Origin of the sequence: Rickettsia akari str. Hartford (genome assembly GCF_000018205.1) — a bacterium.
GTDB lineage: Bacteria > Pseudomonadota > Alphaproteobacteria > Rickettsiales > Rickettsiaceae > Rickettsia > Rickettsia akari.
Genome location: NC_009881.1, coordinates 425,347 through 440,246, shown reverse-complemented (window position 1 = coordinate 440,246; position 14,900 = coordinate 425,347). Strand labels below are relative to the sequence as shown.

Below are 14,900 nucleotides of genomic sequence, written 5' to 3'. Positions count from 1 at the left end.
TTTTAATTCTTTATATCTCCAATCTTGTATAGAAGGAATATTGCCGAGTTCTCCCGTATTCATTTGTGTAAGAGCACAAAGTGGCAACTGTGCCTTGAGCTTATTTGTACCTGCCTTCATAAATTAATATTGCCTTTCGCTGCAATCGCCAATTACTAACAATTTCTTCATCATTATCATAATTACTTTTATTTTCCTTAATGCTATCAATCATTTTACTATAAGGAGGCCTCTTAAAAGTTTTTGATTTACGAGCAATAATAGTATCGTCAACATCAATAAATATAGATGCAACATCAGGGGCATTTTTTATTATTAAATCATAAATTTTTGCAGCACTATCGGTAGTTTCAAAATCTTTCATACATTATTAAAATCAATATCAAGTTCTTCAGTCAAAATAGCCATCAACTCAAGCCCTACTCTATTTTTCCATTTTCCTTGTTCATAAAAAAAGTGACAAGGACCACTCACCGGCGACGATAACCAAATTTCTTTGGCTGCACTTTGTTTATTTATTACATATATACCCTTATCAGTATCAAGATTTAATATATCACCTTGTAAATCTACATCTATACTTGCTTCTTTGTCTTGCTCTTCTATCGTGTCTGTTATATATGCAATTGTTATGTCAGCTATTTTACTAAATTCTGTATTATTCATAATATATATTTATCTAATTAATACATGTTGTGATAAACAAGTATATCTATTTGTCAAGATCAATTTCCGGCTCAGGCATTTTAATCAAACTTTTTCTATAAGTTTCAACAAATCTATTATGATCATTAAGATTGTTAGAAAAATTATGCCCGCCTTTACCATCAACTACAAAAAATAATGCATCCGTTTTAGCAGGTTTTACCACTGCTTCTAAAGATTTTAGCGACGGACACGAAATCGGACCTGGCGGTAAACCTTTTATATAATAAGTATTATATGGTAGTTCTTGCAATAAGTCTTTTTTTGTTAAAGCTCTTGCTAATTTAAATTTTCCTTCAGTCAAAGCATATATAGTAGTCGGATCGGCTTGTAACTTCATATTTTTCTTTAAACGATTAATGAATACTGCAGCTATTATAGGCTTTTCTGCATTTGATCCGGCTTCTTTTTCAATTATCGAAGCTAGAGTTAATACATCAAGTCTAGTTTTTAACGGAGAATTCGGCGAAAGATTTTGCATTACCTTATCTAAATTAGCAGACATTAAATTTCTCATTTGATCGATTATCTGCTCTTTTTGATCTCCATAAGAGAAAAAATACGTTGATGGCATTAAAAAACCTTCAGGTATTATCCCTTTTATTTCTCCAAGTAATCGACTTTCTTCATTAATTTTCTTTATAACCTCACTAACTACCGTACCTTCCGGGACAATTATCTTGTGTATGATAGATTTACCGCTTGCTAATATTCTTAAAGTTTGCAAAGGCGATATATTACGTGTAAATACATATTCACCGCTTTTAAGAGGTCTTTTTATAGAATAAATTTTAGCAATTACCTTAAAAATTCTTGGATATTTTATGACTCCATTAGAATAAAGTTTTGTAACTATTTGATTTACGGATAATTTAGGTTCAATAGTTATCGTGATATTTTGAGTCAAATTACCAGGCACAAAAATATAAAATATACTAAAATTTAGCATAGTAATAAATATAGTTAGAGATACTATAACTAAAAAAAGTTTAGTTTTTAATAAGTTTATTAACATAATAACTATTATTTTTATAAGACTTAGAAATATTGTTACCATGAAATATGGTTTCTCTTGACATCTGAAACAACATATAGTAAAATTAACTCAAAGTTCGGTTGAAGTTAAATATTTGCTAGATTTAGATCATATAGTTTTTACTAAGTAAATCAATGGTTTTAATATTTGGTAATTAAAATTAGATGACTAATGAGCAACAAATGAGTAGTGTAAAACAAATATACTATAACAATAGTATACGCCTGTAAAAATGAAAAGTTAGAATTTTTATTACAAACAAAAAATCTAAATCTTTATTCATAGTTCATATTACTACCGGCGTTAATACTGATCTTATAATGGGCATTATATATTATGATACAAGATCACAATAGCGATCTAAAACACGAAGAACATACTGAAAGGTTAAAAGCTTTACAAAATAAATTAGGAAACTTATCCGGTTTCTTGACAACAATGCGTTCTGATAACAATGAGGAATACAAAAAAATTTCCAATGATTTAGAAATTTTAATGAAACAAATTAATACTATAAGAAAAAACATGGAAATATATTTTGTTATTATATTAATATTAATGTTTATTGTAATTCAGAAAATGTTGTGGACCACCGGTTCAAGTACTATTCTCTTTTAACAACTTTATTTTAGATTCTAAGAACTCCTGTTTAATAATTTCTGCAGCTATATAAGAAGGTGATCGATTTGATTTAAGCCCTAATGTCTGTAAAATTTTTTGACTTTCTATGACCTGCTTATAAGCTTTTTTAGAATTAAATAATAACTCTTGAAGAGTATTGCTAATAAGACTAGCTCGGCAATTAAATTGGATAAATTCCGGAATTATTTCGCTACCTGCTATAATATTTATCAACGTAACATATTTGATTTTTATCAATAGCCTTATAATAAAAAAGCTTATAAGATTAACTTGATAAGCCACAACCATAGGAGTACCGGAAGCTACTATCTCTAAAGTATTGGTGCCGGATTTTGCTAAAGCTGCATCCGCAACAGCATAAGCTTTAAGTCTCGCACTTGAAAATAAATAATGAAACTGAACATCTTCTAGAAACGGTTTTATTATTGCCTCATGAGCAGGATTTGCAAGAGTAAATATAACTTTAAGATTATTACAACTCTTGAATATTTCTTCAATAGAAGAAATAAAAACCGGTAAATGCTTTCGAATCTCTCCTTGCCTGCTTCCAAGAGTAACACATAAAACTCTCTCATTCTTGTCTATTTTAAACTCTTCACGTAAAGCTATTTTATCACTATAAAACTCTTGCTCCATAATCGGATGACCTATATATCTACAGTCAAGACCGACTTTAGTAAAATATGGAGGTTCAAACGGTAGTAAAGCAAATAAACAATCATAAATTTTAGCGTATTTTACTGCTCTACCATCTTTGTATGCCCAAACTGATGGTGCAACGATATGAATCATTTTCAGCTTTGGTAAAAGTTTTCTTAGTTGCTTTGCCACACGATAAGTAAACCCCGGTGAATCTATGGTGATTAATAAATCAGCTTGACTATTTATGATATCCTGCACAGTTTTATCAATTAATTTTTTAAGATTAAAAATATGAGGCAAAATCTCTACAAAACCCATTAAATTTATACAAGTAATAGGAAATAAGCTTTTAAAGTTACCAGCTTCCTCCATACATTTACCGCCGATGCCGGTAAACTCTACTCCTTTATTACTTTTTAAGTTTTGAATTATGCGTCCACCAATAAAATCTCCTGACGTCTCACCAGCTATAAAGTAAACTTTTGTCATTATTTATAATCTTTATTTATCTGTTATACCTACAAAAGCAATAGTTTGTTGCATGGCTTGTTTTATCATCCCCGCTTTCATGAGATGTTGTTGCGTGAATCAAGAAACCCACTCGATGTCATTCCCGCGTATGCGGGAATCAAGTAAAAAAAGTATGAATACGGTAGATTTTTAAAGCTAAAAGCTCGCTTTACCCTGAATTCCATCCTACACTGGAATGACATTAAAGAGATGCACAACAATTCTATCTCAATCAATGATTAAAAAAGTATATTATAGGACAAACTTAGCTAAGTCAAGATTAGTTATTATTTTTGATAATTGATTTTCTACGAATTTATCGTCGATAGTTATTTTTCTGCCTTTCATTTCACTAGCTTCAAAGCTTATATCTTCAAGCAAATTCTCAAGTATAGTATGCAGCCTTCTAGCCCCTATATCTTCGACTTCTAAATTAACGGTGATAGCATAATCCGCTATCTTCTCAATAGCAGAATCCGTAAATGCAATATACACGTCTTCAGTACCTATTAATGCCGAATATTGCTTTATTAAACTAGTTTCAGGTTCAAGCAATATTTTAATCATATCATCTTTGGTGAGCGAATTTAATTCTACTCTAATCGGTAACCTTCCTTGTAACTCCGGTAATAAATCAGAAGGTTTAGCAATATGGAAAGCACCTGAAGCAATAAATAATATATGATCTGTTTTAACCGGTCCATATTTAGTATTAACCGTTGTTCCTTCTATCAAAGGTAGCAAATCTCTTTGTACACCCTCTCTACTTATTTCGGCATTTTTTGCTCCGGAACTACCGGTCGAAGCTATTTTATCAATTTCGTCAATAAAAACTATCCCGTCATTTTCAGCTAAATTTATAGCTTGCTGAATAATTTTTTCTTGGTCTATTAATTTTTCTGATTCCTCAGGTATAATAATAGCCATAGCATCTTTAACTAGCATTTTTTTTGTTTTAGTCTTACTGCCGCCAAGAGCTCGTCCAATCACGTCACCGAGGTTAAGAACGCCCATAGATGCTCCTGGCATACCCGGTATTTCAAAACTTCCACCACCGACAGGTGTAGTATCAGCTACGCTAATTTCGATTTCTGTATCATCAAGTTCACCGTTTAAAATTTTTTCTTTGAACTTTTCTCTAGTCTCACTACTAGAAGTTTTACCTACTAAACTATCTAATATTCTCTCTATCGCTTGCTCACGGGCATTAATATCTACTTCTGTTTTTGCTAAAGTTTTTTCAGTATTAACAGCTATTTCAACTAAATCACGAATTATTGATTCTACATCACGCCCTACATATCCGACTTCAGTAAATTTAGTTGCTTCTATCTTATAGAAAGGAGAATAAGTCAACTTTGCAAGGCGTCTTGCTATTTCCGTTTTTCCGACACCGGTTGAACCAATCATTAAAATATTTTTCGGTACTATTTCATTACGTAAATTACCTTCTACTCTTTTACGACGACAGCGGTTTCTAAGTGCAATAGCAACAGCTTTTTTGGCCTTTTCTTGACCTACGATAAATCTATTAAGTTCATTAACTATTTGAGAAGGTGTAAGCCCCATATGGTCTTTTTGATAAGTAGTTTTAGTAGCTTTCATACAACTTTTTCCATTATAATATTATGATTAGAAAATACACATAGATCTGCAGCTATATTCATAGATTTTAAAGCAATTTCTTCAGCAGTTAAATTATTCTCGTAAGACATTAAAGCACGAGCAGCAGATAGTGCAAATAAACCACCTGATCCTATTGCCGCAACATTATTTTCAGGCTCTACGACATCACCGTTACCAGTTAAAATTAATATATGACTACGATCGCCAACAATCATCATTGCTTCCAAACGTCTCAAATATTTATCGTTACGCCAATCTTTTGCAAGCTCAACTGCACTTCTAAGTAGATTATGCTTATGTTGCTCTATCTTTACTTCAAGTTTTTCAAATAACGCAAGACCATCAGCCGTAGAACCCGCAAAACCGGCAATAATTTTATTATTTGCTATAGTCCGAAGTTTTCGTGCTGTAGATTTTAGTACGGTATTACCATGCGAGACTTGTCCATCTGCTGCTATAATTATTTCTTCGTTCTTTTTTAAACAAAGTATTGTTGTGCCGTGTAAGGCTAAATTGTCTGACATAATATAAAATTTATTAATATTAAGTTGTTAATTAGGTACTATATGGTATTGAGTTACTCCTAAATAAAATAAATAGTTATTCGATACAACTTCAAAAAGAGCTAAGAGTTCAAAGTCCTCTGAATGGAAGCCATTACTTAATACAGTTCGTACCACAGCTCTTGTAGAACATTGTCACCAATTTTTGAAGTTCTATCTTAGTATATACTCTGCTGATTTCAAGAATTGAATTTGTTATCTTCATGGATTCACATACTTACTTTTAAGTATAAGATGCGTGCATTCACCATTTGATAACAAATTCAATTCTTGAAATCAGCAGAGTATACTTGACTAATCCGGTTTAATTAATTATTGTCTCTTGAATTTTCAAGACTTAACTTAAATAATGAATATATACGCAATATACATTAACGCCACACAAAAAAATAATAATTTTTATTGTTATTGAAGCAGGCTTTTCGTGGATAGCTGCTTTTTGTAAGTATATTTTGGGCATTATACCATAAAATGTGGTTAGTTGTTGCTATTACCGTAATAGCGAATGTAATCGTTACGGTGATTAATATCGAAGCGTTCAAGTGTATATTGCAGATAGTCTTAATATTAGGCTTCGGCTTTTTTACTTCAGATATTGGAGAAAATTATTTAACAAGAAATAATTACCGACTAGAATATATAATAATTGCCAACTCTAGCATTGAAGCTGAAGTGAAATTTTTGGAGCGTAGTGTGTTTATTTAATGAATAGAAAATATCCTTTATGTTATTCCACGCGTGGCGTTGTTGCGAGAATAATTACACATTAATGCGACGAAGCAATCCAATAAAAAATTCTGATTTACAGAATTCTTTTAATCTTTTTCTTGATTGCCACGTCGTTTTGCTCCTCGCAACGACGGTTTCGCTATCCACGCTGGAATGACATAAGCCAGCCATACAATAACGCCTTGTATTAGGAGCAAATGATGTATAACAAAGAAAATGTTTTTGCAAAAATTATAAATAAAAATCTTCCGGCAGAAATAATTTATGAAGACGAACAAATGTTAGCATTCAAAGATATAGCACCCGTAGCACCTGTACATATTATCGTTATACCTAAAAACGAATATATAGATTACGCTGATTTTATCTCTAAAGCGCAAATAGACGAAATAAAACATTTTTTTGCTAAAATTGCTGATATAGCAAATGAAGTAGGTTTGGATAAAGACGGCTATCGTTTAATAACTAATAAAGGCGAGAAATCGGGACAGACTGTTTTGCATTTCCATTTTCATATTATCGGCGGCGAAAAACTCATTGGATTAATAAATAAAAATGATTAAAAAGTACAATATTGCAGTAATCGGAGCTACAGGAAATGTAGGGCGTGAAACTCTAAATATTTTAGCTGAGCGTAATTGCCCCATTAATAAAATTCATGCTATAGCTTCAGATAACTCTATCGGACGGAAAATAAGTTATGGAGAAAAAATACTGCAAATCAGTAGTTTAACTAATTTAAATTTTGATGATATCGATATTGCTTTTTTTTGTGCAGGTTCAAAAGTGTCAAAAAAATTTATACCACAAGCTACTTCTAGTAATTGTGTAGTTATCGACAAATCATCACTTTTTAGAATTGACGATCAAGTGCCTTTAATTGTACCTGAGGTTAATTTATCAACACTTAAAGACTTTACCGCTAAAAATATTATAGCTAATCCTAATTGTATAGCGATTCCACTTGCAGTAGTATTAAAACCGTTGGATAATGAAATAAAGATTAAAAGAGTGGTGATATCTACTTATCAATCGGTATCAGGAGCAGGTAAAGCAGGAATGGATGAACTCTACGAGCAAACAAAATCTAAATATGTTTTTGGAGAGAATCATCCTAAAAAATTTCCAAAACAGATTGCATTTAATCTTTTTCCTCATATAGGTGATTTAAATAAAGACGGCTATACAAGTGAAGAAGCAAAAATTGCTTTTGAACTAAACAAAATTATTGGTAATCACTTTAAAGCTAGTGTTACTTCTGTGCGAGTACCGGTATTTATCGGTCATTCTATATCGGTTAACATAGAATTTAACAATAAAATGGACGCTAACATCGCTGAAGAAATATTGCAAGAGGCCGATGGGATTGTTACAATTTCTAATAATAATGACATTGCTTATATCTCGCCCGTTGAAGTGGTAGGCGAAGATGCCGTATATGTCTCACGCATTAGAAATGACGTAAGTAAACCTAATACGATAAATCTATGGATTACATGTGATAACTTACGTAAAGGAGCAGCTTTAAACAGTGTACAAATTGCTGAAGCATTAATTAATGATTATTTATAATATAACTAATATGGATAATAAAAATAATAATCTAAATAAAAAAAACCCGCTAGTAATAGCATTAGGCGAATGTAGAACAGCTTTTTGGATAGTCTTTTGGTTTGCTTTTGTAATTAACTTACTAATGTTAATTACGCCTCTTTACTCACTACAAGTGCTTGATAGAGTCCTTGGAAGCGGTAATCTACAAACATTATTATTTTTATCGATAATAATTGCATATATTTATTTTGTTTACGGATTATTACAAATTGCTCGTTCTTTTACACTTATAAAAGTAGGAGAATGGCTTGATAGAATAGTAGCTCCCGTAATTTTTGCTTCTTCAATTTCTGCGGCTGCAACACGAGCAAATATGGGTTCTAGCCAATTATTACGTGATTTTCAAGCCGTCAAAACATTCCTAACAAGTACTGGAATTAATACTTTATTCGATGCCCCTTGGAGCATTATCTATATTGCCGTTATTTTCTCAATTCATCCATATATCGGTCTTATTACCGTTTTTGGTGCAATTATCATAGTTTCAACCGCTTTCTTTAACGCTGCCGCTACTAATAAAACGCTCGGTGAAGCTACCGAGTTTTCGATAAAAGGTATGATACAAGCCGATATTGCAAACAGAAATGCAGAAGCAATTGAAGCAATGGGAATGATGAAGAATGTTACAAAAAATTGGCATAAATTTAACATATTAGCACTTGATAAACAATCAGTTGCTAGCTATCGTAACGGTGTTATTTCTAACTTTTCAAGGTTTATCCGTAACATAATGCAAATGTCTGTTACAGGAGTCGGTGCTTACATTGTTGTAAAATCTCACAGTGCAGATATGACTCCAGGTAATATGATTATGAGTTCAATCATAGTCGGTAGAGCTCTTGCTCCTTTCGATAATGCTATTGAGCTATGGAAAAGTATGAGCGGTGCTATTAAATCATACAAAAACATTAATAATTTATTTAACACTTATGCTTCTAGAGATGAAGCAATGCCAATTCCGCACGTTGAGGGTCATCTTACTGTTGAAAATATTTATTATGCTCATCCTATACCGAAACATTTACCACAACCTCCTGTACCGAAATATATCTTAAAAGGCGTTAGTTTTGCAATACATCCGGGCGAAGTTTTAGCAATTATCGGTCCTTCGGCTACAGGAAAATCAACTTTAGCTAAAATCATAGTCGGGGTATGGAAAGAATCATCAGGTTCCGTACGTTTAGATAATGCTGAAATTTATCGTTGGAATAGAGAAGATTTCGGTAAACATGTCGGTTATCTTCCTCAAGGAATAGAACTTTTTAGCGGTAGTATTAAACAAAATATAGCTAGAATGGCAGAAGATGCCGATCCGCAAAAAGTTATTGAAGCAGCTAAAATAGCCGGAGCTCATGAAATGATATTAAGATTCCCTGACGGTTATGATTCTGATATCGGTCCTGCAGGCTCTAATCTATCAGGTGGTCAAAGACAACGTATCGGGCTTGCTAGAGCTTTTTACGGCAATCCAAAACTCATCATTTTAGATGAACCTAACGCTAATTTAGATGAAGCAGGTGAAGTTGCCCTTGCAAGTGCCTTAAAACAAGCAAAACTTAAAGGAATAGCAGTTCTTGTAATTTCACATAGACCATCAGTATTATCAATTGTTGATAAAATTCTAATATTACAGGATGGAGCAGTTGCAGTCTACGGAACGGGAGAAGAAATTCAAAAACACTTTAAAACTTTAAAAAGTGGTACAATTCATATTAATAACTAATAATGGCATACTAGATAATGTCATGCCGTAACTTGATCACGACATCCAGTTAAAAATAGTAATAATATTAGTGTTTTTATGGACCACGTTGTCAAACCACGGTGTGACAATACAGTGGATTTCACCGAGCTATGCTGGAATGACATCAAAAACAACGCAGACAGACAATGACTACATATAATAGTGATTAAATATTATGCAGGATTTAAAACACAATAAACCTCAAATTACGCCGGAACAATTGAAACAATTATTATCCTTAAGGGAAGATGCGTTAAACCTTAAAGGTCACAATTCTAAACGTATGACTTTAATAAATACTACATTAAAGAAAACCTCTCATGCTATAGAATTCTTATTAGTCAAACTTGATAGATTTGTTAATTTTATTACCAAGAAAACCGATAAAGATCGTAATAACGTAGCCCAAGCTGCAAGGTCACCTATACTTTTTGGTATTTATGTTATTATCTTTTTAGTATTAATAGGCGGATTATGGTCGGCTCTTGCTCCACTTGATAGTGGTGCTGTAGCTGTCGGCATCGTAATCCCAAGCACAAATAAAAAAACGATTCAACATAATGAAGGTGGAATAATTAATGCTATTTACGTTAAGCAAGGTGATAAAGTCAAAGAAGGCGATAAATTAATAGAACTTGAAGAAACTAGAATCAAAAGCGAACATGAAAATGTTCTTGGTCAGTACCGTAATTTTTTAGCAACTGAAAACCGTTTAATTGCCGAACGTGATCATTTAGAACAAATTGAATTCTCGGATTTTCTAATGCATGATATAAATTTACCGGAAGTAGCTAAAATAATTCATACACAGGAAAATTTATTTAGATCTAGAAAAGAAGTATATAACTCAGAGAAAGATGCATTATATCAAAACATTGCTCAACTTGAGAAAAAAATTGAAGGTTTAGAGGCAAAAAAAGTTGCCGCTTTAAAAACTGCTGAAGTTTATCAAGACCGTTTAAAAGCTTTAAGAACGTTAAAAGAAAAAGGCTTTGTACAAAAAGCAGCATTATTAGACCAAGAGGCAAAAGTTGCCGCTTCAAAAAGCGATGTTGCAACAACTGAAGCCGAAATAGCAGGGATACGCCATGCTATTACCGAAACTCAAATTAAAATTATAAATCAACAAAATAAATACACTGAACGGACTTTAACAGAGCTTCGCGAAGCTCAAGTACAAACAGCATCTCTTAAAGAAAAATATAATTCCCTGACGGATTCACTTAATCGTGTGATAATAAGATCACCCGTTGACGGTATAGTGAATAATTTAAAATATCATACAATAGGTGGTGTTATAAGTCACGGACAACCTATTATGGAAATTTCGCCAATTAATGACCCATTAATAATAGAAGCAAAGGTATCTCAAAAAAACATTGACTCAGTACATGAGGGATTAGTTGCAAAAATACGTTTCAGCGCATTTAAATCAAGAACAACTCCAACATTTACCGGTAAAGTAGTCAGCATATCGCCCGATATAGTACAAGATGAAAGACAACATCCGGGACAACAGCAAGATAATTATTATGTTGCAAGAATTGAAATCGATATGGATGCATTTGATAAAGTTGCTAAAGTTAAAAATTTGGAATTACACCCAGGTATGCAAGCTGAGGTACAAATCGTAACCGGTACTAGAACACTACTTAGATATTTACTTGATCCTATTACTGATACTGCATTTAAAGCTTTCAGAGAAAAATAGATAATTTAAAAATTTTATGTTAGATCACTTTAGATAATCTAGATATTTTGTAACAATATTTATTAAAGATTCTTAATCCTTTATTGACTTTTAACCAAAAAAGTGTAGCTTATCTTGAATCTGAATTATATATGAGTGTTATGTTAGGCTACGAAAAAGAACAAAGAAGTTTAAATAAAGAACAAAAACAAGCTGTAGGATTACTTTCTATAGGTACATTTCTGGAGTATTTTGACCTTATGCTTTATGTGCATATGGCTGTGCTTTTAAATAATTTATTTTTTCCGGAATATGATCAATTCACTTTTTCGCTGCTTACTGCCTTTTCTTTCTGTTCTACCTATTTGCTAAGACCTATAGGAGCGTTAATGTTTGGGTATATAGGCGATCATTTTGGACGTAAGATTGTAGTTGTTTTAACTACCCTATTAATGGCTATTACGTGTGTGATTATAGGTAGTATGCCAACATATGCACAAATAGGTATAACAGCCTCTTGGACTCTTACTATATGTCGTATAATTCAAGGTATGTCGGCAACTGCAGAGGCACGAGGTGCAGAGCTATACTTAACCGAAAATTCATCTCCTCCTATACAATATCCATTAGTAGCAATTATAACCGTATTTTCTGCCGTAGGCACGACGGTAGCACTAGGTATTGCATCAATTTTTACTAATCACAATATTTATCAGCATGAACCAAGTTGGCGTATAGCATTTTTTGTTGGTGCAACCATTGCTTTTGTAGGTACTATTGCGAGGACTAGTTTAAAAGAAGCAGAGGCATTTTCAAATAAAAAAAATAAATTAAAACTAAGACTTCAAGAAAATAATATTACGCTTGAAGAAATTGACAAAGATATTATAGATCAACAAGTTCCAAACGCCACTTCTATTTGGTATTTCTTTATCCAATGTGCTAGACCTCCGTGTTTTTATTTCGTGTATATATATTGTGCTGATATATTAAAAAGAGAATTCGGATTTACTCCATATCAAATTATAAATCAAAATTTTTGGGTATCTATAATAGATTTACTCGGTATTATAGGTCTTGCATTTCTTAGCTATAAAATCCATCCTTTAAAAATCCTAAAGGTAAAATTATATCTATTTTTTACCTCTCTCATTTTTTTCCCTATAATGTTAAATTATAACCCTACTCCTTTATATATTTTTATTTTTCAATGTTTAGCTGCATTATTCGTATTTGATCACGTACCGGCAGCTCCTATATTTTATAAATATTTTCCAGTTTTTAAGAGATTTACATATACTAGTATGCTAAGTGCAATAGCAAAATTATTTACTTATATTATAACCTCATTTGGTTTAGTTTATCTTACCAATTATCTAGGATATTGGGGATTATTTTTAATTTTCATTCCGGTAGGTACAGCTTTCTTCATGGGAGTAACTTATTTTGAGAAAATGGAAAAGAATCAAAATTTATAATTTTATTAAGAGTAGAATTTATATTAAACTTTAAATTATTTTTATAGCATTCAGTATATATAAGCTCTGAAACTGAAGGTATCTCAAGGATTTCGCTTAACACTAAAAAGCTTTTTAATGTCTCTTTAATGATTTTATGAGCTTTTTCAGGCGATTTTGCTTCTAAAGTTTGTAAATTATGTATTCTATCAAAAAGTTTTATAAGAGCAGTATCGTATCTTTTTTGTTTAATTAATAAAATAAGACTTTTCGCACTACTTATTTTTCCACAAGCTTTAATTCTAGTGAGACCTTCTACATGCATTGCTACTTCTTCATCAAAAATATTGCTTATCATTTCTTCAGTAAGTTCAGTATCTTCAATAGTGTCGTGAAGTAATGCAGCTTGTAGCATTCTAAAGGTAAAGAGTTTAGGCGCTTCTTTTGCTACAAATTCTGCTACCATAATTGTTACTGCGATTGGATGAGAATAATAAGGATCACCCGATTGACGCATTTGCTCACCATGATATTTACGAGCATAATAAATACCTTTTTTCACTTCTCTGATATCAATAGGTTGTTTTACTTGGGTATTTAATAATAAAAGCCTTTCGATTAATTTATCTGAATATTTACAGCCTGAAAAATTTTTGTCCCAATATTCTATATCTTTCATAAAATCTTCCAATTCTATATCTATTATTTTATTGGTTTTTCTTATGATTACCTTTTATATTTTCTTTTTAAAATCTAATTATTATCTATTGAAACTATCTATATTTAATAATTTTTCTATTTTTAATGCTAAAAAGTAATTATATATTAAAAATAGTTTTTTACAAAGGTTTATATGTCATCTTTAACTATCACCTATATTTTCTTATTACACCAATATTAATATCTTTATTTTGTCGTGATAAAAGACCTGTTATATTTAAGCATAGGCATTACAATTTTAGCCGCTTTATATTAAGGTATAATAAATATTATAGGAGTTGTAGGGCTTTATCTATTTTTGCTGCTATTACCTATACCTATTTTAATTTACAGCTAAATAAAGTACTAAAAATCTTATTATTGATATCTATTTCAGTTTGTTTTACCGATTTTGCTTTTCATAAAAAGTTCCGAGATGTTTTAACCTACTTGCTATGACTATTTTTTCTATGTATCCAAATTTTGATAAAATAATTCCGGCTTTAATAATTTTTTCTGTCAGTGATTTATATATTTTAGAAAAACAAGAACATACGAATGCTATAAAATATACTTCTCGTTCTCTATTACTATGTATAGTAATCATTATGGTTCTATCTTTAATAAGCAGTTACGCCTTATTTGAGCCTAAAATCTCAAGCATATTAACGATATTGGCAATTAATAATTTCTTTTTCGTTTGTATTGCTGAGGAAGTATTCTTTCAAGAGTTTTTACAAAGAACATTACAAAATCTTTTACGGAAACCGCAGATTTTAGCTGTTATTATAGCATCTTTAATATTTAGATCGTACATTTTCAATGCGGACTAATATATATAGCGTTAAGCACTATATCTGATTCTTCTATGGTTATGCATATTATACAACAGGACAAATATTATACTCTATGATAGTCCATTTTGGTATAAATCTATGCCATTTATGGTTATTTACTTATCATGCTCTTAAAACTTTATGAAATAAATATAATGTTAATAGACAAAGTTATAGAGTTCTTTTATTTATAAATAGTAAACATAATAACTAAGTTTTATGAATAAAGACATTCCAACGGATTTATTACCTTCAGAATATGATTTAACAAGCTCTAGTAATACTGCTTTGATCCTATTGTTAATGTGATCAAGCTTATTATTCTTGAGAGGATTATTGCTGCTATTGTTGTTTTGATAATGAGCGACAAGATATGTGGCTTGAATTCATCAGTACTCACCACGAAC

The 14,900-nt window shown here is 31.4% G+C and carries 14 protein-coding genes and 1 pseudogene; 8 read left to right on the top strand and 7 right to left on the bottom strand.

What is annotated here, in order from left to right; genetic code table 11:
* Positions 1–100: 100 nt before the first annotated feature.
* Genes A1C_RS08440 through mltG form a run of 3 tightly spaced genes read right to left on the bottom strand, consistent with a single transcriptional unit; the run spans position 101 to position 1,720 of the window.
* A complete protein-coding gene (locus A1C_RS08440; RefSeq protein ID WP_232279065.1) occupies positions 101–364 on the bottom strand; it encodes a hypothetical protein in 264 nt (87 codons plus the stop codon).
* The gene (gene cyaY / locus A1C_RS02180) at positions 361–666 is read right to left on the bottom strand and encodes an iron donor protein CyaY (protein ID WP_012149414.1); all 306 of its coding nucleotides are present in this window, start codon (positions 664–666) and stop codon (positions 361–363) included. The genes A1C_RS08440 and cyaY overlap by 4 nt, the downstream gene beginning before the upstream one ends.
* Before the next feature lie 46 nt (positions 667–712).
* Positions 713–1,720 carry an endolytic transglycosylase MltG gene (gene mltG, locus A1C_RS02175; RefSeq protein ID WP_041816758.1) on the bottom strand — a complete coding sequence of 336 codons (1,008 nt, stop codon included), beginning with the start codon at positions 1,718–1,720 and terminating at the stop codon, positions 713–715.
* A gap of 357 nt (positions 1,721–2,077) precedes the next feature.
* Between mltG and A1C_RS02170 the strand changes: the two genes are divergently transcribed.
* Positions 2,078–2,359 carry a hypothetical protein gene (locus A1C_RS02170; RefSeq protein WP_012149412.1) on the top strand — a complete coding sequence of 94 codons (282 nt, stop codon included), beginning with the start codon at positions 2,078–2,080 and terminating at the stop codon, positions 2,357–2,359.
* Here the strand turns inward: A1C_RS02170 and lpxB are convergent.
* From lpxB to hslV, 3 genes are all read right to left on the bottom strand, one after another.
* A complete protein-coding gene (gene lpxB / locus A1C_RS02165) occupies positions 2,339–3,514 on the bottom strand; it encodes a lipid-A-disaccharide synthase (protein WP_012149411.1) in 1,176 nt (391 codons plus the stop codon). The genes A1C_RS02170 and lpxB overlap by 21 nt on opposite strands.
* A gap of 273 nt (positions 3,515–3,787) precedes the next feature.
* Positions 3,788–5,140, bottom strand: coding sequence for an ATP-dependent protease ATPase subunit HslU (gene hslU, locus A1C_RS02160; RefSeq protein WP_012149409.1), 1,353 nt, complete (start codon positions 5,138–5,140; stop codon positions 3,788–3,790).
* A complete protein-coding gene (gene hslV / locus A1C_RS02155) occupies positions 5,137–5,685 on the bottom strand; it encodes an ATP-dependent protease subunit HslV (RefSeq protein WP_012149408.1) in 549 nt (182 codons plus the stop codon). Before hslV ends, hslU begins: the two co-directional genes overlap by 4 nt.
* 388 nt (positions 5,686–6,073) lie before the next feature.
* Here hslV and A1C_RS02150 point away from each other — a divergent pair.
* The 6 genes and pseudogenes from A1C_RS02150 to A1C_RS02125 all read left to right on the top strand — a co-directional run bounded on the left by A1C_RS02150 (position 6,074) and on the right by A1C_RS02125 (position 12,979).
* Positions 6,074–6,429, top strand: a pseudogene (locus A1C_RS02150) (DUF2628 domain-containing protein).
* A 224-nt stretch (positions 6,430–6,653) separates the two neighbouring features.
* A complete protein-coding gene (locus A1C_RS02145) occupies positions 6,654–7,016 on the top strand; it encodes an HIT domain-containing protein (protein ID WP_012149406.1) in 363 nt (120 codons plus the stop codon).
* Positions 7,009–8,025, top strand: a complete 1,017-nt coding sequence (gene asd / locus A1C_RS02140) for an aspartate-semialdehyde dehydrogenase (RefSeq protein WP_012149405.1) — start codon at positions 7,009–7,011, stop codon at positions 8,023–8,025. The genes A1C_RS02145 and asd overlap by 8 nt, the downstream gene beginning before the upstream one ends.
* 10 nt (positions 8,026–8,035) lie before the next feature.
* The gene (locus A1C_RS02135; RefSeq protein ID WP_041816824.1) at positions 8,036–9,790 is read left to right on the top strand and encodes a type I secretion system permease/ATPase; all 1,755 of its coding nucleotides are present in this window, start codon (positions 8,036–8,038) and stop codon (positions 9,788–9,790) included.
* Positions 9,791–9,986: 196 nt separating this feature from the next.
* Positions 9,987–11,522 carry an HlyD family type I secretion periplasmic adaptor subunit gene (locus A1C_RS02130; RefSeq protein ID WP_012149403.1) on the top strand — a complete coding sequence of 512 codons (1,536 nt, stop codon included), beginning with the start codon at positions 9,987–9,989 and terminating at the stop codon, positions 11,520–11,522.
* A gap of 140 nt (positions 11,523–11,662) precedes the next feature.
* Complete coding sequence (locus A1C_RS02125) at positions 11,663–12,979, top strand: MFS transporter (protein WP_041816823.1); 1,317 nt, start codon at positions 11,663–11,665, stop codon at positions 12,977–12,979.
* On the opposite strand, the gene A1C_RS02120 is transcribed toward A1C_RS02125, so the two are convergent.
* Entirely contained in the window at positions 12,930–13,637 is a 708-nt protein-coding gene (locus tag A1C_RS02120; protein ID WP_041816757.1) for an HD domain-containing protein, read from the bottom strand. The genes A1C_RS02125 and A1C_RS02120 overlap by 50 nt on opposite strands.
* A gap of 490 nt (positions 13,638–14,127) precedes the next feature.
* Between A1C_RS02120 and A1C_RS02115 the strand changes: the two genes are divergently transcribed.
* The gene (locus A1C_RS02115) at positions 14,128–14,490 is read left to right on the top strand and encodes a CPBP family glutamic-type intramembrane protease (RefSeq protein WP_041816756.1); all 363 of its coding nucleotides are present in this window, start codon (positions 14,128–14,130) and stop codon (positions 14,488–14,490) included.
* Positions 14,491–14,900 lie beyond the last annotated feature (410 nt).